Origin of the sequence: Nonomuraea sp. NPDC049028 (assembly GCF_043197735.1) — a bacterium.
Classification (GTDB): domain Bacteria; phylum Actinomycetota; class Actinomycetes; order Streptosporangiales; family Streptosporangiaceae; genus Nonomuraea.
In genome coordinates, this window is sequence record NZ_JBICTR010000009.1 from 324,936 (window position 1) to 348,416 (window position 23,481).

Annotated in this window: 23 protein-coding genes and 1 tRNA gene; 11 read left to right on the forward strand and 13 right to left on the reverse strand. The window is 68.4% G+C overall.

Annotated elements, in window-relative coordinates:
- Window positions 1-9: 9 nt before the first annotated feature.
- Window positions 10-81 (reverse strand) — tRNA-Gln (locus ACGFJ2_RS35030).
- 232 nt (window positions 82-313) lie between these two features.
- Between ACGFJ2_RS35030 and ACGFJ2_RS35035 the strand changes: the two genes are divergently transcribed.
- The 4 genes from ACGFJ2_RS35035 to ACGFJ2_RS35050 are packed head-to-tail and all read left to right on the forward strand — an operon-like array spanning window position 314 to window position 5,153.
- Window positions 314-1,252 carry an acyl-CoA desaturase gene (locus tag ACGFJ2_RS35035; RefSeq protein ID WP_357943915.1) on the forward strand — a complete coding sequence of 313 codons (939 nt, stop codon included), beginning with the start codon at window positions 314-316 and terminating at the stop codon, window positions 1,250-1,252.
- A gap of 58 nt (window positions 1,253-1,310) precedes the next feature.
- On the forward strand, window positions 1,311-2,213 hold the full coding sequence (locus tag ACGFJ2_RS35040) for a TetR family transcriptional regulator (protein ID WP_393475571.1): 903 nt from the start codon (window positions 1,311-1,313) through the stop codon (window positions 2,211-2,213).
- 53 nt (window positions 2,214-2,266) lie between these two features.
- Window positions 2,267-4,327 (forward strand): RNA degradosome polyphosphate kinase, encoded by a 2,061-nt coding sequence (locus ACGFJ2_RS35045; RefSeq protein WP_393475573.1) that lies wholly within the window; start codon window positions 2,267-2,269, stop codon window positions 4,325-4,327.
- On the forward strand, window positions 4,320-5,153 hold the full coding sequence (locus ACGFJ2_RS35050) for an NUDIX domain-containing protein (protein ID WP_393475575.1): 834 nt from the start codon (window positions 4,320-4,322) through the stop codon (window positions 5,151-5,153). Before ACGFJ2_RS35045 ends, ACGFJ2_RS35050 begins: the two co-directional genes overlap by 8 nt.
- 3 nt (window positions 5,154-5,156) lie before the next feature.
- Here ACGFJ2_RS35050 and ACGFJ2_RS35055 read toward each other — a convergent pair whose 3' ends face one another.
- From ACGFJ2_RS35055 to ACGFJ2_RS35070, 4 genes are read right to left on the reverse strand one after another with little or no spacing between them, the layout of a single operon-like run.
- Complete coding sequence (locus ACGFJ2_RS35055) at window positions 5,157-6,332, reverse strand: cytochrome P450 (protein ID WP_393475578.1); 1,176 nt, start codon at window positions 6,330-6,332, stop codon at window positions 5,157-5,159.
- Entirely contained in the window at window positions 6,329-7,819 is a 1,491-nt protein-coding gene (locus ACGFJ2_RS35060; protein ID WP_357943908.1) for a CYTH and CHAD domain-containing protein, read from the reverse strand. The genes ACGFJ2_RS35055 and ACGFJ2_RS35060 overlap by 4 nt, the downstream gene beginning before the upstream one ends.
- Window positions 7,820-7,872: 53 nt before the next feature.
- The gene (locus tag ACGFJ2_RS35065; protein WP_358179183.1) at window positions 7,873-8,208 is read right to left on the reverse strand and encodes a glyoxalase; all 336 of its coding nucleotides are present in this window, start codon (window positions 8,206-8,208) and stop codon (window positions 7,873-7,875) included.
- On the reverse strand, window positions 8,205-8,975 hold the full coding sequence (locus ACGFJ2_RS35070; RefSeq protein ID WP_357943904.1) for a trans-aconitate 2-methyltransferase: 771 nt from the start codon (window positions 8,973-8,975) through the stop codon (window positions 8,205-8,207). Before ACGFJ2_RS35070 ends, ACGFJ2_RS35065 begins: the two co-directional genes overlap by 4 nt.
- Before the next feature lie 108 nt (window positions 8,976-9,083).
- On the opposite strand from ACGFJ2_RS35070, the gene ACGFJ2_RS35075 reads away from it, so the two are divergent.
- Window positions 9,084-9,584 (forward strand): MarR family transcriptional regulator, encoded by a 501-nt coding sequence (locus ACGFJ2_RS35075; RefSeq protein WP_357653720.1) that lies wholly within the window; start codon window positions 9,084-9,086, stop codon window positions 9,582-9,584.
- Between the two features lie 24 nt (window positions 9,585-9,608).
- Here the strand turns inward: ACGFJ2_RS35075 and ACGFJ2_RS35080 are convergent, their stop codons facing one another.
- Together ACGFJ2_RS35080 and ACGFJ2_RS35085 are read right to left on the reverse strand one after the other, a co-directional pair.
- Window positions 9,609-11,408: an ABC-F family ATP-binding cassette domain-containing protein gene (locus tag ACGFJ2_RS35080; protein WP_358179181.1), complete on the reverse strand. Its 1,800-nt coding sequence runs from the start codon at window positions 11,406-11,408 to the stop codon at window positions 9,609-9,611.
- 407 nt (window positions 11,409-11,815) lie between these two features.
- On the reverse strand, window positions 11,816-12,130 hold the full coding sequence (locus ACGFJ2_RS35085) for a hypothetical protein (RefSeq protein WP_357943900.1): 315 nt from the start codon (window positions 12,128-12,130) through the stop codon (window positions 11,816-11,818).
- A gap of 323 nt (window positions 12,131-12,453) precedes the next feature.
- Here ACGFJ2_RS35085 and ACGFJ2_RS35090 point away from each other — a divergent pair, with 323 nt between their 5' ends.
- Together ACGFJ2_RS35090 and ACGFJ2_RS35095 are read left to right on the forward strand one after the other, a co-directional pair.
- Complete coding sequence (locus ACGFJ2_RS35090) at window positions 12,454-13,017, forward strand: RNA polymerase sigma factor (RefSeq protein ID WP_393475584.1); 564 nt, start codon at window positions 12,454-12,456, stop codon at window positions 13,015-13,017.
- Window positions 13,017-13,952 carry a CU044_5270 family protein gene (locus tag ACGFJ2_RS35095; RefSeq protein ID WP_393475587.1) on the forward strand — a complete coding sequence of 312 codons (936 nt, stop codon included), beginning with the start codon at window positions 13,017-13,019 and terminating at the stop codon, window positions 13,950-13,952. The genes ACGFJ2_RS35090 and ACGFJ2_RS35095 overlap by 1 nt, the downstream gene beginning before the upstream one ends.
- A gap of 294 nt (window positions 13,953-14,246) precedes the next feature.
- Here the strand turns inward: ACGFJ2_RS35095 and ACGFJ2_RS35100 are convergent, their stop codons facing one another.
- Both ACGFJ2_RS35100 and ACGFJ2_RS35105 read right to left on the reverse strand, forming a co-directional pair.
- Complete coding sequence (locus ACGFJ2_RS35100; RefSeq protein WP_357943894.1) at window positions 14,247-15,149, reverse strand: 4-(cytidine 5'-diphospho)-2-C-methyl-D-erythritol kinase; 903 nt, start codon at window positions 15,147-15,149, stop codon at window positions 14,247-14,249.
- A 91-nt stretch (window positions 15,150-15,240) separates the two neighbouring features.
- A complete protein-coding gene (locus tag ACGFJ2_RS35105; RefSeq protein WP_357943892.1) occupies window positions 15,241-15,585 on the reverse strand; it encodes a hypothetical protein in 345 nt (114 codons plus the stop codon).
- Window positions 15,586-15,911: 326 nt separating this feature from the next.
- Here ACGFJ2_RS35105 and ACGFJ2_RS35110 point away from each other — a divergent pair, with 326 nt between their 5' ends.
- Together ACGFJ2_RS35110 and ACGFJ2_RS35115 are read left to right on the forward strand one after the other, a co-directional pair.
- On the forward strand, window positions 15,912-16,370 hold the full coding sequence (locus ACGFJ2_RS35110) for a hypothetical protein (protein ID WP_393475591.1): 459 nt from the start codon (window positions 15,912-15,914) through the stop codon (window positions 16,368-16,370).
- A 206-nt stretch (window positions 16,371-16,576) separates the two neighbouring features.
- Window positions 16,577-16,936, forward strand: coding sequence for a hypothetical protein (locus ACGFJ2_RS35115; RefSeq protein ID WP_357943888.1), 360 nt, complete (start codon window positions 16,577-16,579; stop codon window positions 16,934-16,936).
- Window positions 16,937-17,021: 85 nt separating this feature from the next.
- Here ACGFJ2_RS35115 and ACGFJ2_RS35120 read toward each other — a convergent pair whose 3' ends face one another.
- Window positions 17,022-17,339: a hypothetical protein gene (locus tag ACGFJ2_RS35120; protein WP_357943887.1), complete on the reverse strand. Its 318-nt coding sequence runs from the start codon at window positions 17,337-17,339 to the stop codon at window positions 17,022-17,024.
- Window positions 17,340-17,341: 2 nt separating this feature from the next.
- A complete protein-coding gene (locus ACGFJ2_RS35125; protein WP_393475595.1) occupies window positions 17,342-17,518 on the reverse strand; it encodes a hypothetical protein in 177 nt (58 codons plus the stop codon).
- Window positions 17,519-18,003: 485 nt separating this feature from the next.
- Here ACGFJ2_RS35125 and ACGFJ2_RS35130 point away from each other — a divergent pair, with 485 nt between their 5' ends.
- On the forward strand, window positions 18,004-18,738 hold the full coding sequence (locus ACGFJ2_RS35130; protein ID WP_393476295.1) for an arginase family protein: 735 nt from the start codon (window positions 18,004-18,006) through the stop codon (window positions 18,736-18,738).
- Between the two features lie 241 nt (window positions 18,739-18,979).
- Here the strand turns inward: ACGFJ2_RS35130 and ACGFJ2_RS35135 are convergent, their stop codons facing one another.
- Both ACGFJ2_RS35135 and rsmA read right to left on the reverse strand, forming a co-directional pair.
- The gene (locus tag ACGFJ2_RS35135) at window positions 18,980-19,351 is read right to left on the reverse strand and encodes an NlpC/P60 family protein (protein WP_393475598.1); all 372 of its coding nucleotides are present in this window, start codon (window positions 19,349-19,351) and stop codon (window positions 18,980-18,982) included.
- Between the two features lie 1,239 nt (window positions 19,352-20,590).
- Window positions 20,591-21,454: a 16S rRNA (adenine(1518)-N(6)/adenine(1519)-N(6))-dimethyltransferase RsmA gene (rsmA, locus tag ACGFJ2_RS35140; protein ID WP_363989986.1), complete on the reverse strand. Its 864-nt coding sequence runs from the start codon at window positions 21,452-21,454 to the stop codon at window positions 20,591-20,593.
- Between the two features lie 71 nt (window positions 21,455-21,525).
- Between rsmA and ACGFJ2_RS35145 the strand changes: the two genes are divergently transcribed.
- Window positions 21,526-23,481: a protein kinase gene (locus ACGFJ2_RS35145; RefSeq protein WP_393475602.1), complete on the forward strand. Its 1,956-nt coding sequence runs from the start codon at window positions 21,526-21,528 to the stop codon at window positions 23,479-23,481.

Here is a 23,481-nt window from a genome sequence, read left to right on the forward strand (position 1 = left end):
GCCTCCAAGCTCCCGGAAGAGGACTCGAACCCCTACAAAGTGGACCAAAACCACTTGTCCTGCCGATTAGACGATCCGGGACTAAATCGGACACCTGAGCGTCCGACGCACTCCTACGATACCGATCCCTGGCCCACGCGCGCGCCACATAACAGACCGCCCGAAAAGCCGCAAGGCACAGAAGCTACTCCTCTCATAGGACAGAAGTCGCCTTCGCCACACTCGCCGCTTAGGTCTTACTAACTTACGATGGCGTAGGTTACGGTGGCGTAGCCAGGACATTCATCCTCATACATGTCGTGAGAGGTAGCCCATGACCGTTATCACCGAGCGCACCTCCCCAGGACCGAAGCCCGACGTCGAACCCGAGCCCCGGACCAAGGCCGAACTCATCACCTTCGCCCTCGTGGTGGGGCTCCCCCTCATCGCGATCGTGGCCGCGGTGCCGTTCGCGTGGGGATGGGGTCTCGGCTGGAGCGACATCGTCATCGCGTTCGTCTTCTATGTGGTGAGCGGGCTCGGCGTGACCGTCGGCCTGCACCGCTTCTTCACGCACGGCTCGTTCAAGGCCAAGCGGCCCCTGAAGATCGCGCTGGGCATCGCGGGCAGCCTCTCGCTGGAGATGTCCGTGCTCGACTGGGTGGCCACGCACCGCAAGCACCACAAGTTCTCCGACAAGGAGGGCGACCCGCATTCGCCGTGGCGCTTCGGCCCCGGCTTCAAGTCGCTGTCCAAGGGCCTGCTGTACGCGCACATGGGCTGGATGTTCGACGCCGACCGCACCAACCGCGAGAAGTACGCCCCCGACCTGGTCAAGGACGAAGACGTCGTCAAGCTGCACAAGTGGTTCGGCCCGCTGGCCCTCACCTCGCTCCTGCTGCCCGGCATCCTCGGCGGCCTGGTCACCTGGTCCTGGCAGGGCGCGCTGACCGCGCTGTTCTGGGGCTCGCTGGTCCGCATCGGCCTGCTGCACCACGTGACCTGGTCGATCAACTCGATCTGCCACGTGTTCGGTGAGGAGGACTTCCAGGTCCGCGACAAGTCGCGCAACGTGTGGTGGCTGGCCATCCCCTCCTTCGGCGAGTCGTGGCACAACCTGCACCACTCCGACCCCACCTGCGCCAGGCACGGCGCGCTGAAGGGTCAGATCGACCTCAGCGCCGGCGTCATCAGGATCTTCGAGCGGCTCGGCTGGGTCCACGACGTGCGCTGGCCGACCCCCGAACGCCTGGCGGCGAAGCGCATTGGCTGATTCCGGCTCGTTGATGACCAGTCCGTTGATGACGGGCTCTTCTTCGAGCACCGCCATTATGGAAACCGTGACCGAACCCAGATCTCGCAGGCGGATGACCGGCAGAGAGCGAAGAGAGCAGCTGATCCAGATCAGCCGCACCCTCTTCGCCGAGAAGGGGTTCGACGGGACCTCCATCGAGGAGATAGCGGCAACGGCCCAGGTCTCGAAGCCGGTGGTCTACGAACACTTCGGCGGCAAGGAGGGCGTCTACGCGGTCGTGGTCGACCGGGAGATGCAGAAGCTGCTCAGCATGATCACCGAGGCGCTCTCCGCCTCCCACTCGCTGATCAAGCTGGAGCGGGCGGCCCTGGCGCTGCTCCACTACATCGAGGAGAGCAGCGAGGGCTTCCGCATCCTGGTGCGCGACTCGCACGCCGCCTCGGGCACGGGCACGTTCGCGAGCCTGATCAGCGAGATCGCCAGCCAGGTCGAGGACGTACTCGCCGACGAGTTCGTCTCCCGCGGCTACGACCCCAAACTGGCGCCGATGTACGCGCAGATGCTCGTCGGCATGGTGGCCCTGACCGGCCAGTGGTGGCTCGACGTGCGCAAGCCGGGCCGCGAGGAGGTCGCCGCCCACGTGGTGAACCTGGCCTGGAACGGCCTGACCGGGCTCAACCCGCAGCCGGCTATCACGGCGACAGGACGCGCCCACCCCGTCGTCGCCGTGCCACGCGCCAGCGAGAAGGAGCTGCGCGAGCTGGAGAAGGCCCGCGACAAGGAGCTCAAGGAGGCCGAGAAGGCCCGCCAGCGGGAGCTCAAAGAGGCGGAGAAGGCCAGGGTCCGCGAGCTGAAGGAGCGCGAGCGGGTGCTGAAGGAGGCCGAGAAGGCCCGCGAGCGCGAGGAGAAACTGCGCCAGCGGGAGGCCCGGCTGGTCGAGCGCGCGGCCCGGTTGGAGCAACCTGACCAGGTGGAATAAGCCGTTGCCGCTTAGTTCACGTTCTGTTCAACCAAATGGGGCATATTTCTCATATGTCCGCGGAACCGCTTCACCCCGAGAGTGACCTTCCCCTGCCGCAGGAGAGGTTCCTCAACCGTGAGGAGAGCTGGCTACAGTTCAACGAACGTGTGCTGGAACTGGCCGAAGACTCCTCTCTCCCTCTCCTCGAACGGGTGCGGTTCCTGGCCATCTTCGCCAGCAACCTGGATGAGTTCTTCCGGGTACGCGTGGCCGGGCTGAAACGGCGGATGGCCACCGGACTGCTGCTCAGGACGAAGAGCGGGCTGAAACCGCGCGAGGAGCTGGCCCGGATCGCCGCGATCTCCCACACGCTGGCCACGCGGCACTCGGCCGCCTTCCACGAGCAGGTCTGCCCGCAGCTGGCCACCGAGGGCATCGAGATCGTCAGATGGGACGACCTGGGCCGCGAGGAGCGCACGGAGCTGCGCAAACTGTTCAGGGAGCGGATCCGGCCGGTGCTGACGCCGCTGGCCGTCGACCCCGCACACCCGTTCCCCTATATTTCGGGACTCAGCCTTAACCTGGCGGTCCTGGTGCGGAATCCGGCGAACGATCACACCGTGTTCGCCCGGGTCAAGGTGCCCTCGCAGCTGCCGAGGTTCGTCACCGCCTCCAAGGACAGGTTCGTCCCGCTGGAGGATGTCATCGCGGCCCATCTGGGCCAGCTCTTCAAGGGCATGGAGATCGTCCAGCACCACGCCTTCAGGGTGACCCGCAACGAGGACCTCGACGTCGACGAGGACATCACCGAGAACCTCATGCAGGCTCTGGAGCGGGAGCTGAAGAACCGCCGCTTCGGCCCGGCCGTGCGGCTGGAGGTCGAGGACACCATCACGCCCGAGGTGCTCGACCTGCTCGTCGAGGAGCTCGAAGTCGCGCCGCACGAGATCTACCAGCTCGCCGGGCCGCTCGACCTGACCGGGCTGCACGCCCTCGCCGACCTGGACCGGGCCGAGCTGAGCTATCGGCCGTTCGTCCCCGCCGAGGCCGTGCTGGCCGACGACGACATCTTCGCCGCGCTGCGCGAGCGGGACGTGCTCCTGCACCACCCGTACGACTCCTTCGCCACCAGCGTGCAGCGCTTCATCGAGGCGGCGGCCGAGGACCCGAACGTCCTGGCGATCAAGCAGACGCTCTACCGGACCAGCGGCGAGTCCCCGATCGTCGACGCGTTGATCGACGCGGCCGAGTCGGGCAAGCAGGTCGTCGTGGTGGTGGAGATCAAGGCCCGCTTCGACGAGCACGCCAACATCGAGTGGGCGCGCAAGCTGGAGAAGGCCGGCTGTCACGTCGTCTACGGCGTGGTCGGGCTCAAGACCCACTGCAAGCTGGCCCTGGTCGTCCGGCAGGAGCCGTCAGGCGAGCTGCGCCGCTACTGCCACATCGGAACGGGCAACTACAACCCCAAGACGGCCAGGCACTACGAGGACATCGGCCTGCTCACCGCGGACCCGCTGGTCGGCGAGGACATCACGGACCTGTTCATCCACCTGACCGGCTACTCCAACCACTCGGCCTACCGCAGGCTGCTCGTCGCCCCGCACTCGCTGCGCGGCGGCCTGATGGCCAGGATCGAGCGGGAGATCGCGCACCAGGAGGCGGGCCGTCCCGCGCGCATCAGGATCAAGACGAACTCCCTCGTGGACGAGCCGCTCATCGACGCCCTCTACCGGGCGTCCCGGGCCGGTGTGCAGGTGGATCTGTGGGTGCGGGGTATCTGCACCCTCCGCCCTGGCATCCCGGACCTGTCGGAGAACATCCGCGTACGGTCGGTGCTGGGGCGTTTCCTGGAGCACTCCCGCATCTACGAGTTCGGGCTGGGCCGGCGGCCCGAGGTGTGGATCGGCAGCGCCGACCTGATGCGCCGCAACCTGGAACGCCGGGTCGAGGCCCTGGTCAAGGTGACCAGCCAGCAGCACCGGGCGTACCTCATCGACCTGATGGACCGCGCCACCGCCGACACGACGAGCGCGTGGCTGCTGAACTCCGATGGCACCTGGGTGCGACATCCGGGCGAGGACCTGCAGAGCATTCTGATCGGCACCCGCCGCTGGAGGAGCGTTGATGACTGACCCGCTCCGCGCGGCCGGAGCCGTGGTGTGGCGCGGTGACGAGCGCCACCCCGAGGTGGCCGTCATCCACCGCCCGGCCTACGACGACTGGACCTTTCCCAAGGGCAAGCTGAAGCAGGGCGAGCACGTGATCGCCGCCGCGCTGCGCGAGGTGCGCGAGGAGACCGGCCTGGTCACGACGCTCGGCCGCGCCCTGCCGCCCGTCCACTACCTGATCACGGACCGGCTCAAGCGGGTCGACTACTGGGCGGCCCAGGCCACGGACGAGAGCGAGGCGTTCGCCCCCGGCGACGAGGTGGACGAGCTGCGCTGGCTGCCGCTCGACCGCGCCCGCGAGCTGCTGACCTGGGAGTGGGACGCCGGGCTGCTCCACTCGCTGGAGGCGGCGCCGCTGGCCACCGTCCCTCTTGTCCTGGTACGGCATGGCTCCGCCGGCTCCAGGCAGGCGTGGAAGGGTGATGACGCCCTGCGCCCCCTCGACACGGACGGCAAGGCCCAGGCGCAGACCATTGCCCGGGTACTGCCCGCCTACCGTCCCGAGGTCCTGGTCAGCTCGCCCAGCCTCCGATGCGTACAGACGCTCCAGCCGTACGGCAGGGACATCAGGACCGAGCCGCTGCTCAGCGAGGAAGATCAGGACTCGGACAAGACGCCCGCGCTGGTCGCGGAGCTCAGGACGGCGGCGGCCGTGTCCAGCCACGGCAAGGTGCTGCCCGAACTGATCCGCTCGCTCAGCGGCAAGGACGTGCACCTGCGCAAGGGGGCGTTCGCCGTCCTGCACCGGCTGGGCGAGCGGGTCGTCAGCGTGGAGCGATACCCGACCTGACAGTCACCAGGTGACTGGCAGTTCGGCAACGCCTTCCGTGATCCGGCCCTCGTTGCGGCGGAGCTGATCGAGCGGCACGGCCACGCGCAGGTCGGGGAAGCGCTGGTAGAGCCGGCTGAACACCCCTTCGAGCTCGACCCTGGCCAGGCTGGCGCCGATGCAGTAGCGCGGGCCGTACCCGAAGCTCAGGTGCGGGTCCAGGGACTTCCGGCCGACGTCGAAGGTGTCGGGGTCGGAGTAGATCCGCTCGTCCCTGTTGGCGGCGCCAGGCATGATCAGCACGGCCTCGCCCCGGCGGATCGTTACCTCGCCGATCTCGATGTCGCCGTGGGCGTAGCGGGGCAGACCGTGCAGGCTGGGCGAGGCCATGCGCAGGATCTCCTCGACGGCGGCCGGCGCCCGTCCGGGATCGGCCTTGAGCAGCGCGCGCTGGTCGGGGTTGGCCTCCAGGAACAGTACGCCGTAGTCGATGCGGTTCACCGTGGTCTCGTGCCCGGCGAACAGCAGCCCGCCGGCCAGCTGCGCCACACTGCCGTCGTCGTCCAGCACCCCGGCCAGATCAGACAAGACGTCCTCGCCGGGCTCGTGCCGCTTGCGCTCGATGAGCCCGGCCATGTACGCGCCCAGCTCCTCGCGCGCCGCCATGCCCTTGGCCTCGTCCGCGACGTCGCCCATCCGGCCGGAGACGCCGCTGAAGTAGTCCCGGTCCTCGAAGGGGACGCCGAGCAGCTGGCAGATGACCAGCACGGGCAGCGGGAAGGACAGCTCGGCGTGCAGGTCGGCGGGCGGCGTCAGAGTGGCCAGGTGGTCCAGCCGCTCGTCCACCAAGGCGCCCACGTGGTCGCTGAGGGCCTTCATCCGGCGGGCGGAGAAGGAGGGCATGAGCAGCCGGCGCATCCGCTCGTTGTTGGCCTTCTCGGTCGCGCTCTCGCCCAGGGGCCCGCCGAGCAGCGCGGAGCCGGAGACGCGGGCGGCCTTCTCCGGCTCGGGGTGCGAACGCCCGAGCCGGGGGTCGGCGAACAGCTTGCGGGCGTCCTCATAGCCGCTGACCAGCCAGATCTCGTCGCCCACCCGGGTGCGTACCCTGGTGATGCCCTTCTCGGCCCGCAGCTCCCGATAGGCCGCGGGGACCTCCAGGGCGTCCTGTCGTTCGAAAGGTATGACTGGTAAGTCACTCATAGTAGTTTCCTAATGGCTCTCGCCGTCTCAGCCCAGACCTTGGGGAAGTCCGCGTGTGCTCGCTCCGCCGTGCCCCGTTCGAGGCCGATGAGCAGGCCATAGGTGAAGGTGTCCTCACCCGCCTGCCGCGCGGCCTCCGCCTCCTTGGCCAGCGTCTCCTGCGCCACCACACCGTCCTGATGGGTGCCGAGCACCTCCTGTACGGCCGCGGCGTGCTTGGCCAGCTTGACCATGCTCTTGCCGAGCGTGGGCTGGAGGGCCTCGGCGGTGTAGCGGGCGCGTTTGGCCGCCTTGCGGACATCGTGCATGGCGAGCTCGCGGCGTTCGAGGTCCGAGATCGCCTGGGCGGTGTCATAGATCTTGGCCACCCGGTCCCAGTTCTCGGCGGCCACGTCGCTGAGCTTGTCGTGCGCCGGCTCCGCCGCGGCCTTGGTCAGCTTCGGGGCGGCCGTCAACGCGTCGAGGGCGTCGAGCAGCGCGTAGTAGCGCTCGCCACTGAGCGTGTCCTTGATGCGCTCGTACGCCTCCAGCTCGCGGGCGTGCAGGTCGTCGCCGAGCCTGGCCAGGATGCGGCCGGTGACCAGCTCGGGGGCCAGCGCCGCCAGCTCGCGGGCGAACCTGGCCCTGATCACCTCCAGGTCACGCGCCTCGCCGAGGACCGTGGCCAGCCAGCGGAGCTCGTCCTGGACCCGCTTCGTGCCGGTGATGATGCCGCCGAACGCCCTGAGCGCGCTCCGCAGCCGCCGGGAGGCGACGCGCATCTGATGGACGGCGTCATGTTCCGCTCGCCGTACGCGGGGATCTTGTGAGAGGAGGGCCGTCACCTGGCCCGCCAGGTAGTCCATGACGGTCTGGCCGGCCGAGCCGTCCTTCGTGGGGGCATGGGCGACAGGTGGCGGTTCGAGGAGCCTGGCGAGCTTGCTGGCCGACTCCGACGGGGTGGCGCCGGCCTTCCTGAGCCGTTTGCCGACCTTGGCGAGCAGGGCTTGGTCGCCTTCCAGCAGCTCCGCCTCGACCTCACGCCACCGTACGACCCGCGGCCCGCCTGCTGATTCTTCGGCATCGAAGACCGTGCCCTTGACGCGGTCGTCGGCGATCTCGACGAGCCCGGTCGGGCCGTCGTGCAGCAGCGTCACGGTCCGGCGGGTGTCGAGCTCGGCCACCACCTGGAGCTCCGCGCCGCGGGTGTAGGCGCGGACGAGCTCGGCCAGCTCGGCGGGCACTACCTTCGTGCTCCGGGTGAGCGGGTGGGTGATCTCCTGGCGTACGCCCTTGGCCTTGGGCAGCTTCAGATGCCAGCCGGCGTCGTCACCGCCGCGTCTTCGCCGGAGCGTGATGCCCCGGGTGGCCAGCCGCAGGTCGGGCGTGTCGTAGTAGAGCGCCACGAGCTGGTAACTCTTCGGGCCCGCGATCTCTGCCAGCTTGCTCAGGTCGGGTATCGCGTAGTCGGAGGGAACGTCGAACTTGTCCTCGATTTCGATGCCCACAGCACCTCACAGCCTTGGCCGATTTGGACAATCATGCCACCGCTGGACGAACTTCACACGCCTTGGAGGAGCTCGATTCGATTCCCCACCGGGTCCATGAGGTAGATCCGGCGGTAGCCGGGGAGCAGGTCGTCGGGTCGTTCCGTGCTGAAGGCGCCGAGGTCGTCCACCAGGAACGCCGGGTGCGCCTTCCTGGCGGGCCGAAAGTCGTCCTCGATGCCGAGATGCACCTCAACCCCGCGGCCACGAAACCAGACCCCGCCGCGTTTGTCCAGTTCAGGCGGTTTTGGCACCTCCTGGAGCCCGAGGACTCCGCCGTAGAACTCCCTCAGCAGCGGCTCGCTCCCCGCGGGCGCGGCGAGCTGGACGTGATGCAGGCCAGTGATCATTTCTGCGCCACCACGAAGACGCGTCGGAACGGGAACGGCGTACCGTACGGCCTGGCCGGATAGACCTCGTCGAGCCGCTGCCCCAGCTCGGCGGTGAACTTCTTCTGCTCGTCGGGGTCCAGCCGGTCGAAGACCGGGCGCAGGGCGGTGCCGGAGATCCAGTTCAGTACCGCGTTGTCGCCGTTGTCGCTCTGGAGGAGGTGGACGTATGTCGTCTCCCAGGCGTCGACCCGGCAGCCGCTCAGGAAGTCGACGTAGTCGATGGGGTCGTCCACCGGGCGGCCCCGGTTGAGGTCGCCGAGCCGATCGGACCACTCGGGCGCGGCGCAGAGCTCACGGATCGCCACGTGGCTGGGGGCGTCGAAGTTGCCGGGCACCTGGAAGGCCAGCCAGCCGCCGGGGTTGAGCGCGTCGACCCAGTGCTCCAGGACGTCGCGGTGCGTGGGCACCCATTGCAGGACGGCGTTGGAGACCAGCACGTCCACCGGCCGGTCGGGCCGCCAGGTGGTGACATCCGAGACCCAGAACCGCTGCTGCTGGTGCTGGCGCGCCTTGGTGATCATGGCTGGGGAGGCGTCGAAGCCCTCCACGGTAGCCTGGGGCCAGCGGCGGGCGAGTTCGAGGGTGAGTTCGCCGGTGCCGCAGCCGGCGTCCACGACATAATCAGGATTGTCGGCGCCGATTCTGGCGGTCAGCTCGAAGAACGGGCGTGATCGCTCGTCGGTGTACCTGGCGTATATGGTGGGATCCCAGATATCTCTCGACATAGAGATAATTGATATCGAGATATGTATCTCGATGTCAAGACAGTACACTCTGACCATGACGCAGGATGCGCTCCCCCCGACCTGGCGATCTCATGGCGAGGCGGTGTCATGAACGAGGAGCCGCAGGACGAGGTCGACCGGCTGGTGGCGGCCTGGCGGACAGAGCGTCCGGACCTCGACGTCGAGCCCCTTCAGGTGCTGTCGCGGGTGTCCCGCCTGGCTAAACATCTCGACCGGGCCAGGCGGGCGGCGTTCGCCGAGCACGCTCTGGAGCCCTGGGAGTTCGACGTGCTGACAGCGCTGCGGCGCGCGGGCAAGCCGTACGAGCTGAGTCCCGGAGCCCTGATCCGGGCCACCCTGGTCACGTCGGGCACGATGACCAACCGCATCGACCGGCTCGCCCAGGCGGGCCTGGTGCGGCGCCGGCCGGATCCGGAGGATCGGCGAGGGGTGCTGGTGTCGCTGACGGAGAGCGGACTGGCGCGGGTGGACGCGGCGTTCGCCGGGCTGTTGCGGCGCGAGCACGACCTCCTCGCCGGCCTGCCCCTGACCGACCAACGCACCCTCTCCGCCCTGCTCCGCACCCTCCTCGCCCCGTTCGACTCCTGACGCCGAATTGCGGTTCAGGCTGCTTCAGTCGCCCAGGCGGTCGGCGAGTTCGAGCCACTCGGCCTCGACCGTGTCCTTCTGGTCGAGGATGTCCCTGAGCTGGGTGTCCAGGGAGCCCAGTTTGGCGTAGTCGCTGGCCGCGTCCGCCATTGCCGCGTGCAGCTTGGCTTCCTGGTCGCCCAGCCGGTCGAGCTGGCGTTCGAGGCGGTTGAGCTCCTTGCGCAGCTCGCGTTCTTCCTTTGCCGACATGCCCTCCTGAGGGGCCGCGGGCTGGATCGGTGCGGGAGCCGACGACTGGGGTGAGGTCGTCCGGGCCGTCAGGGCGGTGCCTTGGGCCCGGCGGGACAGGTATTCGTCCACTCCCCCCGGAAGGAAGGAGAGCTTGCCGTTGCCCAACAGCGCCACACATTTGTCCGTGACGCGTTCGAGGAAGTAGCGGTCGTGGCTCACCAGGATGAGGGTGCCCGGCCAGCCGTCGAGGAGGTCTTCGAGCTCGTTCAGCGTCTCGATGTCGAGATCGTTGGTCGGCTCGTCGAGCAGCAGCACATTGGGGTCGTCCATGAGGAGCCTGAGCAGCTGCAGCCGCCGCCGCTCGCCACCCGACAGGTCGCCGACGACCTTCCACTGCGCCTCGCCCTTGAAGCCCAGGCGTTCGAGCAGCTGGGAGGCGGACCACTCCTTCTTGCCGACCTGGATGTACTTGCGGACCTCCTCGACCGTCTCCAACACCCGGCGGGTGGGGTCGAGCTCGGCCAGCTCCTGCGACAGGTGCGCCAGGCGTACCGTCTTGCCCCTGATCATCCGCCCCGAGTCCTGCTGGACCGAGTCGGCGAGCAGCCGGAGCACGGACGACTTGCCGGAGCCGTTGACGCCGATCAGCCCGACCCGATCGCCCGGCCCGAACTGCCAGGTGCAGTCGTCGAGCACCAGCGGCCCGCTGCCGGGGCCACCGGCGTGCAGGGTGACGTCTTCGAGGTCGTAGACGGTCTTGCCGAGCCGCACCGCCGCGAACCTCAGCAGCTCCACGCTCTCCCGCGCCGGCGGCTCGTCGGCGATCAGCGCCTGCGCGGCCTCCACCCTGAACTTCGGCTTCGACGTGCGGGCGGGCGGGCCGCGCCGCAGCCAGGCGATCTCCTTGCGCATCAGGTTCTGGCGGCGTTCCTCGGCGGCCTGGGCGATGCGCGCCCGCTCCGCCTTCGCGAGCACGTAAGCGGCGTAACCGCCCTCATATCGCTCGACCCGACCGTCCACGACCTCCCAGGTCCTGGTGGAGACCGCGTCGAGGAACCACCGGTCGTGCGTCACGACCACCAGCGCGCTCTTGCGACCGGCCAGATGACCGGCCAGCCAGGCGATGGCCTCGATGTCGAGATGGTTCGTGGGCTCGTCGAGCATGATCAGGTCATGCTCATCGATGAGCAGCTGGGCCAGCGCGGTGCGCCGCCGCTCGCCACCGGACAGATCCCCCGCCTTGGCGTCGAGATCGAGATCGCCGATGAGGTTGCCGAGAATCTCGCGGACGCCCTGATCCCCCGCCCACTCGTGCTCAGCCTTCTCACCCAGCACGATCTCCCGGATGGGCATCGCCGGATCGAGCGCGTCATGCTGCGACAGCACGCCCACCCGCAGCCCCCGGGTATGGGTGACCCGGCCGCTGTCCGGGCGTACGTCCGCCGCGATCACCGACAGGAGCGTGGTCTTGCCGCCGCCGTTACGTCCGACGACACCTATGCGCTCGCCGACCTCGACCCCGAGGGAGACGTCGTTGAGCAGCGGTTTGGGCCCGTAGGCATGGGAAACAGACTCGAGATTTACCAGATTCATGGCCCTACCAGGGTATCGGCCTCAAAGGCGCTGTGGTGACGGCACCAGGCCGACCTCACACCCGTCACCCGCCCGACCTCACACCCACCACCCGGTCGACCTCACACCCACCACCCGCCGGGCGCAGCACCCGAAAACAGCCCTAATGCACTGATATCACCATGCCCGCACACCCCAGACCGGCGCGGTGCTCCCGACCTATGGGGCGAGCAAGTCAACGTGAAGCCGACGAAGAACAGCGATCACGGACACACTCCCCCATGTCCGCAGATATTCGGAACAACTCGTCTAGCACCCACCCCGCGCGGACCTCCGCGGCGGGCTTCGAGGCGCTCGACGTAGCGCGGATCAGCGGGTCGAGAGCGCCCTCGGGCCCGGACCTCGAAGACAGGCCCAGGCCCGGTGGCTCAGCATTCGTCAGCCTTGTCGCATTGGTGCCTGTCCCACTCGCCGCTGTAGTAACCGTTACTGGTGGCCTTGCTCGTGCCGCCCATTCTGACCAGATTGCCCGGCTGCCACTGGCAGTTCGAGGTGGAACAGAAGTAGCCATAGGCCCGGAAGTAGGTCCCAAGCCCGCCGGTGCACTTGACGCTCACGGAGTGGTCGGTGCTCGCGGTCTTGGAGCAGCTGAGCGCCGCGGCTGCGGGGGAGGCGTTGACGCCGACGAGGGCGGCGGCCCCGAGAACGATGCCGATACCGGTGGAAATGATCTTTTTCGTCACGGGCGTTCATGATTGCGCGTCGGGATGATCTTGACAAGTTGGAGCGCGATTCTTTGACAGGCGCCTTCGGCTGCGCCACTTGCGGTAGTTGGCACGGTGCAACGGGACCAGGAGCAGGACGATGACGGCCGACGAGGCCGGCATGGTGAAGACGAGCGGTCGTTGGACACGCCCATCTCCGCAAGGGATATTGCCTGGCACCTGCGGGCGGCGACGTCACGTGCTCCGCCGCGTCACGACTTTCGGGAACCACGTGTCTTGGGAACTGGGTGACGCCCTTCGGGAGACAGCACGGTGAACTACCTACTCACGGAGGAGAGGCGTTGAGTGCTGAGACTGTCGATATCGACGACGGAGAACTGATCCGTCGTTCGGCGCACGACCCAGAGCAGTTCGCCGCGCTCTTCGACCGCTACGCCAAGCAGATCCACCTGTACGCGGCGCGGCGGCTCGGCACGCAGGCCGCCGACGACATCGTGGCCGAGACGTTCCTGGCCGCCTTCCGCAGGCGCGGGACGTACGACACGTCGTTCACGCTGGCCAGGCCCTGGCTGTACGGCATCGCCACCACGTTGATCGCCAAGCATCGGCGGCAGGAGGAGCGACTGCTGCGGGCGCTGAGTCGTACCGGGGTGGACCCTCTGCCTGAGGAGTTGGCCGACACCGTGACGCGCCGGGTGACGGCGCAGGGCAGGGATCGTGAGCTGGCGGGGGCGCTGGCGTCCCTGCCACGTGGGCATCGGGACGTGCTGCTGCTGGTGGCATGGGAGGACATGTCGTACGAGGAGGTGGCGCGGGCGCTGGACATCTCGGTGGGGACCGTACGGTCACGGCTGCACCGGGCGCGGAAGAAGGCCAGGAACGTGCTCGGGGGCGAGGAGCTGTGATGAACGCGATCAAGGAGTTTCGCCGGAACACCCCGGCGATGACCGCCGAAGCCGCGGATGCGGCCAGGGCACGGCTGATGACGGCGATCCACGAGCCGGGGGCCGTACGGAAGCCGACCGCGACCCGCGCGAGAAGGCTCGGCTGGCGGCTCGCTGTGGCCGCGGCGCTGGCCCTGGTCGTCGGCGGGACCGTCGTGGCGCTCAGGGACCAGCCGGCCATGGCGCCCGTGGCCGGTGTGGCCGAGCTGGGCGAGCGCGCCGCCCGTGCGGCCGAGAACGACCCCACGCCCGCCCCGGACCCCGGCCAGTGGCTCTACACCAAGGAACTGCAGCTGGCCGGCGTCGAAGGGGACGTCGACCGAGACCAGCGCGACACCTGGGAACGGTGGACCAGCGTGGACGGCAAGCGGTCGGCCTGGTACCAGGGCGGCAAGTTGATGTTCCAGGGCAGCGCGGTCATGAACCCGGCCGAGCTGGCCAAACCCCCTGTCACCCCGGCCGGAGTGATTACCAAGATCAAGGCGGCCATCCTCGATGAGGACCGCCGGGGGCCGCAGGAGCTGAACGGCCATGTCCCGCCCGAGATGCTTTTCATGGAGATCAATCAGCTCATGACCGAGCAGTGGCTCGCCCCCGATGTACGGGCCGCGCTCTTCCGCGCGCTGCCCACGATCAAGGGCATGACGGTGACCCAGGATGTGCCCGTCGCCGACGGACGGCGAGGCGTGGCGTTCAGCCTCACCGACGCCGAGGCGCGCAGCTACCTGATCCTGGACCCGGAGACTTTCCGCTACCTGGGCACCAACTCGACGCGGCTGAAGGACCGGACCTACAAGTGGGCCGGCGGCAGCAAGGAGACCTTCAAGGCGGGCACGGTGGGCCTGACCGCCCAGCTCGAAGCCAAGATCGTGAACCAGCCCGGCCAACGCTCCTGATCACCTCGGAAGCAGGCTGACGGCAGCGAGACCCAGGGCGGCGGTCCATCCGACCGCCCTGGGTCGCGGCACAGGCATCCGCCTCTCACCCCTGGCTCCCGACCTGAGAAAGTCATTACCAACAGCCCCGGACCAGCCCCGGACCAGCCCCGGACCAGCCCGGACCAGCTCGGACCAGCAGCCGGCTAGGGGCGGGCCTGCATCCGCCGCACCTAGGGGCTGGAGGAGGAGGTTCTGGGTGACCTGGCCGTCGAGATCGAGCTGTCCAACGAACCGCCCGGCCGAACGATGACGTCAGACCACCACGGCGCCTGGGACAGGGCCGTGAGCGGGGATCGCGGTGCGGGTGATGCCGGACGTGGTGAGGGCGGCGGCCAGGCGGTCGGCGTGGGCGGCGTCGGTCGCGAGGAAGGCGCAGGTCGGACCGGAGCCGGAGACGATCGCGCCGAGCGCGCCGTACTGGCGACCGGCTTCGAGGGTGTCGGCCAGCTGAGGGCGGAGCGTCAGGGCAGCGGGCTGGAGGTCGTTGGTGAGGTACGCGCCCAGCTTGCGGGCGTCCCCGGCGCCGAGCGCCTCCAGCAGAGGGTCGCTCAGCTGCGGCCAGGGGGTCTCCGCACCGGTCGCGGCACGAAGCCGGTCGCACTCGGCATAGACGGCGGCCGTCGACAGTCCGCCCTCCGCCACCGCGAACACCCAGTGAAACCGGCCGCCGGTCGGCAACTCGCTGAGCTGCTCACCCCGCCCGATCCCCACCGCCGTGCCTCCGAGCAGCGAGAAGGGTACGTCACTTCCCAGGTCGCCGGCGATCTCCATGAGGTCGTCGAACGGCAGGCCAAGCCCCCACAACTCGTTGCACGCCACCAGAGCCCCCGCCGCGTCCGCGCTTCCCCCGGCCATGCCACCGGCCACGGGGATCGCCTTGTGGATCACCAACGCCGCGCCATAGGTGCGGCCCGCGTGCTTGGCCAGGGCTCTCGCGGCCTGAATCGCCAGGTTCTCGTTATCGATCGGGACCCGGTCCGCCCAGTTGCCCCCCACCGTGACAGTGATCGACTCGGACTCGTTGGCGACCACTTCGTCGAAGATCGATACGGCGTGGAAGACGTTGACCAGGTCGTGATAGCCGTCTTCCCGAAGCGGTCCGACGGATAGCTGCACGTTGACCTTCGCGGGCACCCGTACGGTAACCGAGCTCATCGATCTTCTGTCACTTTCGTCGTTTGCCGAGGTTGAGGACTCTTCTCGAGCTTGTCGAGGACACTCGAGCCTATAGGGGCTCGCTTCCCGCTCACATGATTCTCGGCAGAAGTGGTGACGCCTGTACGGGACCGATGCAACACCCGTACCCGAGGGGGCGATTCTCCGGCGCTGCGGTCGGCGATCCTGGTAGACCATCGCCATGGCGCGTGGAGACGTCGCCGATGAGGGATGGACTTTGATCGACGAGGTACGCGGCGATGGACCTCACCACGATGCTGCCTGCTGTCGGGCCGGTCAGGTCATCGACGGGCACGGCGAGCGTCTGGGCCACGCGGTCGGCGTAGCTGGACGCCAGGCAGGCGGCGTAACCGGACGCCAGGCAGGCGGCGTAGCTGGCGCAGGCGGCGGCGCTCTGCTCGGATCGACGTGACATAGGCAGCTCTCCTCTGGCCTGGAACAGGACGACGATGCCGCCGCCGAGACCGGCTGGTAATGGGTGCGGCTCCAGCAGACGCGCGGCGGCCGAAATGTTCACTCGCGGGGCGGACGCCCGCGACCGCGGTGCCAGTCGCCGGCGTTGCCATTGCGCTGAGGGCTCCTCCGGCCCGCTTGGCGGAATGTCGCGCGAGTGCCGCATACGAGAGGAGCTACGCGATCATGCGGGCTGCAGCCACCATGCAAGCGGCATCTGATCAACTATCGACATCGGAACGGACAAGGCCGGCTGCCAGGCTCCGCCTCTCAGCGTGAGGAAGAACGATGCCATCGATCGTCTTCGGGACACTCGCCGTGATCGCAGTGATCGTGGCCGTGGTGTTGTTCCTCGTGTTGCGGCGAAAGCCACACACCCGGGTCGGGGCGTACGTCAGCGCGATGTTCCTCCTCCTGGGCGCGGGGCTGCTCGCCATGGGCTCCATCTCGTTCGCGAGCATGGAATCCGCCGCGCTGCGAACCTTCACGCCGGAGGAGCGCGCGGTCGCGGTGCCGTGCAACGCGGCGGTCCTGAGGATTGAGGAGACGTCCAACAAGTTCAACGGACGTTACATCTGGCTGCTGCGGCTTCGCGTAACCCCTCAGGGCGGCAGCCCGTACGAGATCGAGCGCACAGCCCGGCTCACCTCGTCCATGGGGGAACACCTGGAGCGGGGGAACGTCGTGCTGTCGTGCCTGCTTGACCCCACCGACCACACCCGGATCGAGATCTCGGCCCTGGCCTGAGCTGTCCATGCGGGCTTACAGCCGCAGCCGACTCAGTACCCAGCATCTGGCGCGATGTCCTGCCACTCTGACGAGAGCATGTCGAGAATCGCGTGGCAAGATCGGGATAACGTGGCGCCCTCTGGAGGAGGTCGACAATGTTGGATGCGCCCAGACATCACCTTCAACCATCGCGCTGGCAGAACGTTCTTTGAGAAGGAGGACGCGTGACAGTGGCACAAGTACTGGTGGTCGGCCTCGATCCCGCCAAGATCCAGGGCTGGGATCCGGAGCCAGTTCAGGCGGCGATGGCACGCGGTCAGGCCCGTTTCGACGATCATGGTATCGAGGCCGACTGGTGCCTGTTGGCACTTGACGAGAACCCCGAAGGAGCGATCGTGGAGGCCCTGACCCGCAAAGACTACGTCTGCGTGGTGATCGGGGGCGGCATCCGCAAGCACGAGCCGTTGCTCGAACTCTTCGAGAAGGCGGTCAACCTGGTCCGGCAGCACGCGCCCAACGCGGCCATCGCCTTCAACAGCAGCCCCGAGGACTGCGCCGACGCAGCTCTGCGGTGGCTGCGCTAGCGGCAAGCCAACCTCGCCGACGGCCGTGCTCCGCGTCCTGCCCGACTCGGGCGCCCGCCGCCACACCGTCGACGTGGCCCAATGATCAGCGTGGGCGGCTGAGGGCAGCCTCGGCCAGATCCGTCCATTTCTCGACCGAGGAGTGGGGCACGACCACCCAGTCCTTCATCACCCTGCCCTGCTCCGAGGGGTCGAACAGGAACGCCCCGGCCAGCTGGAGCGCGGCTGCGTGTTCAGGGGTGTCCCTGACCAGCCGGAACACCATCGCGCCGTCGCGCTGCAGGCTCGCGAACACCTTCCCCGCCTGATCTTTGAGCGCGGGACTCCCCATCATCCTGGAGATCCGTACACCTAGGTCGGCAAGCTCGGCGCCGACCTGCTTGAAATCCTCTTCCGCGCTCATCGTCAGTCGGTCCCGAACTCCATGGCGTCGTGGTCGAGCAGCTCATCGTGGTCGGGGCTCTTCCCGCCCGAGGTGATCGCCTCGGCCCCGCCTTCCAGCAACTCGGCGATCAGGCTAGTCGTCCCGGCGGCACCGATCAAGGCCGGATGCGGGGTGCCGACCGTGCCGAATCCCGCCACCGTTCCTCAACTATGCGATAGATCACCATCAGCGCCGACTAAGAAGATGTGAAGATCAGAAGGTCGGGCGACCCAGGACATCGCAGCCCTGGGCTCCCACGGAACCGTGCGTAACAATCGCAGCCTTGAGCTCCCACGGAACCGTGCGTAACAGTCGCCCGTTACCGGGGTGAGCGCGTCGCGGGCGATCGCGGTCCCAGGTGTGTTCAGCGACCGAAAACCAGCCCCTCATGCGGCCTGGTAGATGACGTGTCACTACATCGTTGATTCGCTGCTCGGCGGGACACCACCCGGAAGGCACAGACCGCGTGAAGTATGGCGCCAAGTGACTCGACCTTGACGACGTTAGATTGGGGGAAATAAGGCCTTTTGGAGAGAAAGAGGGCGTTTTGTCGGAAGTGACGGTTGTTGAGGTGCCGCAGTGGCGGGGGTCGGGGTCTGCTACGGCGGAGCGGCTTCGGGAGGGGGCCCAGTTGGTGGCCGGGATGGTGCCTGCGAGGCGGCGACTGCGTGTGCAAGTCGATGATGATCTGGTTATCACGGCTTCTCGAGTGCGGGCGGTGATGTCGCAAGTGGGCGAGGGGCTCATGGTCACTGCTGGAGGTGATTGCGGGGTCGAGTTGGAGCCGGTGGCGGCGGCTCGGCGAACGTACGGGGATCGGCTGGTGGTCGTCTGGTTCGATGCTCATGGGGATCTCAATACGCCGTCCGGCTCACCGTCTGGGGCGTTTCACGGGATGGTGCTGCGGGCCCTCACCGGTGAAGGACCGGAGGGGCTGGTGCCAGAGGAACCGGTCCGTCCGTGGCAGATCGTGCTCGCCGGGGTGCGGGATCTCGATCCGGCCGAGGGTGCGTTCGTTGAGGCGAGTGGGGTGTGCCACCTGGGCATGCCGGACTCCGCGACGCTGGTCGATGCGATCGCTTCAGCTGGTTTCGATCGGGAGCGGGGCGGCTTTCCGAAGGAGCGTGGATTCGAGGAGAAGGTCGTCTACCTACATATCGATCTTGATGTACTGGATCCGGAGGTGTTCGCCAGCGTGGGGACGCCGGCGCCGGGCGGGATGCGACCTGATGGGTTGCTTGGACTCGTCAGCGCGGTGGCGGAGCGGTTCGAAGTGGCAGGGCTGGGGATCGTGGAGTATGAGCCGGGCAGGCCCGAGGATCAGGAGTTGCTCGCGCCTCTGGTCGAGAAGTTGGTCAAAGTCTGCGCTCGTGCTTGAGGAGCCGGGCCGCACCCGGCGAATCCGGGGGATGGGTGCGGCCCGAAAACAAGAACTGGTCCTCGTGCGGTGGTGAGGGCCAGGAGTCGCTTGGTGGAGTGCGGCCCGAGCACGAGAGCCGGCCCTCGTGCCGTGGTGAGGGCCAGGAGTCGCTTGGTGGAGTGCGGCCCGAGCACGAGAGCCGGCCCTCGTGCCGTGGTGAGGGCCAGGGGTGGCTCGGGGGTGCTGTCGGCTGTCGGGGTCAGCCTGGGCGTACGGCGCCTCGGTATAGGGGGCGATAGTAGGTGGAGGTCAGGAACGGGGTTCTTCTGACCACGTCGCCGGTTTTGGGGGCGTGGATCATTACGCCGCCCCCGAGGTTGAGGCCGACGTGTGTGGGGTCGCCGGTGCCGCCACCGAAGAAGACCAGGTCGCCCTTGCGTAGCTCGCCGAGTGTGACTCTGCGGCCCTGGCGGAACTGGGTGCCTGTGTAGTGGCCGAGCCTTATGCCGGCTTTGGACCAGGCGTAGAGGGTCAGGCCGCTGCAGTCAAAGCCCTTGGTGTGGGCTCCCCTGCCTATGCCTGTGGTGGGGCCTGACGGTGTGCCGCCGCCCCACGAGAACGGGGTGCCCAACTGGTCGATGGCGGCTGCCGCCGCGATGTCGCCCTTGGTCCGGGGCTTAGTCCCAGGCTTGATTCCAGGCTTGGTGGGTCTTGGCTTGGGCGGTGTGTCTCGGGGGTCTCCGGGGTCTCCGGGGTCTCCGGGGTCTCCGGGGATTGTGGCCGGAGGGTTGAGGGCGGGGCAGGCTTTTGGGGGTAGGGGGATGAGGACATAGATGGGCTGCTGGTCCGCGCCACCGGGATTGTCTGCGCCATCAAAATGGTCCACGCCCTCAGGAGGCAGGGCCAAAAGTGTCTCTGGCGCGACGTCCTGGGAGAGCCTCGTATCGTGTCCGCTGTTCGCGGGGCTCGTATTGCGTCCGCCGTTTGCGTTGCGTCCGCCGTTAGCGAGGCTCGTCTCGCGTCCGGCATTCACGGGGCTCGTATCGCGTGCGCCGTTCACGGGCTTGGTGGGTAGGGCGATCAGGTGGAAGCACTGATTGGTTGGTGGCTTGAGTGAGGTCGCGCTGGTGCTCGCGGCGACAGCCGTGTTGGGGAATGCGAGGAGCGCCGCGAGCGTGCCTCCTCCGACCGCGAGCCCGGTAAGAACAGGGCGGAGAGTCAGGGCGGGGCGAGGGTCCAGGGCAGAGCGGGTGTTCAGAGCGGGGCTGGTGCTCGCGGCGGGGCTAGTGGCCGAGCTGGAGTGGATGTTCAGGCCGGAGTGAGTGGCTGGGCTGGAGCGGATTCCCAGGTCGGGGTGAGGGGTCGGGGCGGGGCGGGTGGCCGGGCTGAAGCGAGTGCCCAGGTCAGAGTGGAAGGTCAAGCCGAAGCGGCGGGGCAGGGCGGAGCGGGGGGCTAGGCCGGAGCGGCGGGTCGGGGCGGAGTGGGGGGTCATGTGGGCCTCCTGCGACGTGCGGAACGGAGGCCCCAGGATCTTGCGATCGGGCTTGGGGCGGGGAGCCGAGCGGGGTTCTGTGGATAACCGGAGTTGTGGAGGCGACCCTCTGTGGATAACCGGGGTGGCCAGGGATGGCTTTTGTGGCTTCCAGGCCCCGAAGTCCGATCGCCTAAGCACGCGGGCCCTCGGGCACCAGTCCCCTCGGGCATCAGTCCCCTCGGGCACCAGTCCCCCTCGGGCGCGGACCTCCAGAGGGCCGGACCTCCACGGCGGCGGACCTCCAGGGGGGCGGATCTCTAGGGCGCGGAGCTCCACAGACGCGGACCCTCTCAAGCGCGCCGATCGCGCGAAACTTGCGAGCCGTACCCGCCCGCTCTACGAGGGCTTGGCCTCGGCGATTCGGGCGAAGGCAGTCACGTCGAGCTGCTCCCCCCGCGCGGACGGGTCAACCCCGGCCGCCCGCAAGGCGATTTCGGCCTCCGCCGGACTGCCGGCCCAGGATGCGAGGGCGGCCCGCAGCGTTTTGCGGCGCTGTGCGAATGCGGCGTCGATCACCGCGAACACCTCCTCGCGCGAGGCTGAGGTCTCGGGTGGGTCCCGGCGGGCCATGGAGACGAGGCCGGAATCCACGTTCGGTGCGGGCCAGAAAACCGTCCGCCCCACCGGGCCTGCTCGCCGTACATCCGCGTACCAGGCGGCCTTCACCGACGGCACCCCGTACACCTTCGACCCGGGGCCGGCCGCGAGGCGGTCGGCCACTTCCGACTGGACCATCACGAGGCCCTTGCGCAGTGACGGCAGCACTTGCAGCAGGTGCAGGACCACCGGGACCGCGACGTTGTACGGGAGGTTCGCGACCAGGGCGGTGGGGGTGTGGCCCAGCAGGTCGGCGGAGGTGATGCGCATGGCGTCGGCCTCCACGACCGTGAGCTTGTCGCCGAGGCCGCGGCCCGCCACGGTCAGCGGGAGCTGGCCCGCGAGTACGGGGTCGATCTCGACGGCCACCACATGCTGGGCCTCGGGGAGCAGTGCGAGGGTGAGAGAGCCGAGGCCGGGGCCCACCTCTATGATCACGTCGTCTGGGGCCAGTGAGGCCACTCTGACGATGCGCCGCACGGTTCCCGCGTCGATCACGAAGTTTTGGCCTAGCTTTTTCGTCGGACGAAGATTTAGCTTATCCGCCAAAATACGTATTTCTGCAGGGCCCAACAGGCTCATCATCCAACCAGTCTCCCGCATCGAAGAACCTGCGATGGCGGATGGGGGCACCACAGGGGAGGATGGGCGTGGAACAGGAAGGGACGTCCTTGATGGAGCCAACGGGCGCCGCGCCGCTCCGCCCGACGGATCTGCGGGAAATCGGCCCGTACCGGCTGCTCGGCCGACTCGGCGAGGGCGGCATGGGTACGGTGTTCCTGGCCAGGGCACCGACGGGGCGGTTTGTCGCGGTCAAGGTGGTGAAGGCCGAGTTCGCCAACCAGCAGGGGTTCGCGGACCGCTTTCACGCCGAGGTGGAGAACGCGCGACGGGTGGCATCGTTCTGTACGGCCCAGGTGCTGGACAACGGCAACACTGGCGACAGCCGCCCGTACATGGTGACCGAATACATCGGCGGCACCCCGTTGTCGGACCAGATCGCCAAGTACGGCGCGCTGGACCCGGGGCCGCTGCACGGCGTCGCGCTGGGAGTCGCCGCGGCGCTGGCGGCGATTCACGTCGCCGGGCTGGTGCACAGGGATCTCAAGCCGGCCAATGTCATATTGTCGCTGTCCGGGCCGCGAGTGATCGACTTCGGCATCGCCAGGGCGCTCGACAGGGAGACCGGGTTCACCATGTCCGGTGAGCTGCTGGGCAGTCCCGGCTGGTGGGCGCCCGAGCAGGTACGGGGGGAAACGGTCACTCCCGCCGTCGACATCTTCGCCTGGGGCTGCCTGATCGCGTACGCCGGTAATGGGCGCCACCCGTTCGGGCGCGGCGACCCCATCACGCTCGCGACGCGCGTACTGAACGCGCCGCCGGACCTGGGCGCTCTGCCCGCGCCGCTCGATGAGCTGGTCCGGCGGGCTACCGACATGGATCCGGCTCAGCGGCCCAGCGCCCAGGACCTGCTTATCGCCCTGGTCGGAGGCGCTGCGCCCGCCCCTGCGGCGACATCGGCGGCACCGGCGGTCGATCCGCCGACTCTGGTGGCTCCCGGGCTGCTCGACGACTGGGAGCCGCCGCAGAACGTGGTGAACGAGCCCGACATCACGGCCACGTTCGCCACGCCGCCGCCCAGCGACACCACAGCCAAGGGGCCGGCCGTGGCGACCGACCCGTCCCAGCCCCCATCTCGGCCGGAGGCGACGCCGGGGTCACAGCCGGGGTCACAACCGGGCTCACAGCCTGGGTCACAGGCGGGGGCGCAGAGGCATCAGGCGTTCCAGGCACAGTCGTCGCCAGGGCAGGAGCAGCCCGATCTGCAGGAGTTGGCTCGCCGGGAGGAGCAGGCGGCTCGCGAGGAGCTGGCGCGCTGGGAGGTGCCCGCCCCTCAGCAGCCGACCGCCAAGAAAGCGCTGCTCAAGAAGCCGAGCGCCAAGAAGGAGCAGGCCCGCTTACCCGAGCAGACGCGGCAGCCGGACCAGGCTCAGGTCCAGGCCCAGGCTCAGGTCCGTCAGGAGGAGCTGAACGTACAGGGTCGCCAGACGAATCCGGGGCTCCAGGCAGAGGCGCTGTCCTCGGACGACACCCAGGCCCCGGCCCCCGGACGGTCCCTGAGCACCCGCTGGCTCATCGCGGCAGCCGCGGCCGTGGCGGCCATCGCCGTCACCTTCGCCGTCCTCATCGTGACCTCCAGCCGCAACACCACGCTGCCCGTCCAGTCGCAGACCCAGACGGCCTCCGCCTCGGCGCGGCCCAACGACCTCGGTCACCGGTTCGCCCTCGGCAAGTCCTTCGACGACCCGCAGCTCATCGTCGCGGCTGCCCCGCAATGCGGTCTGAAGGAGTACGAGGGCAAGACGCAGAGCCTGGGCCAGCTGTGCGTGGTCCGCTGGACGATGCTGAACCCCGGCGGCGAGCGCCAGGAGATCGGCGACCCGATCGTCTCGCTGCTCGACGACAAGGGCGGGCGTCACGACCCGGTGGCGCCCGCGTTCCCGGCGGCGATCACCGCGGGTGACCGCATCGACAACGCGTTCGTGTTCGACCTGCCGCTGTACCGCAAACCGGTACAACTCATCGCGACCAGGCTCAAGAACGGTAACCAGATCGAGGTCCGGTTGTGA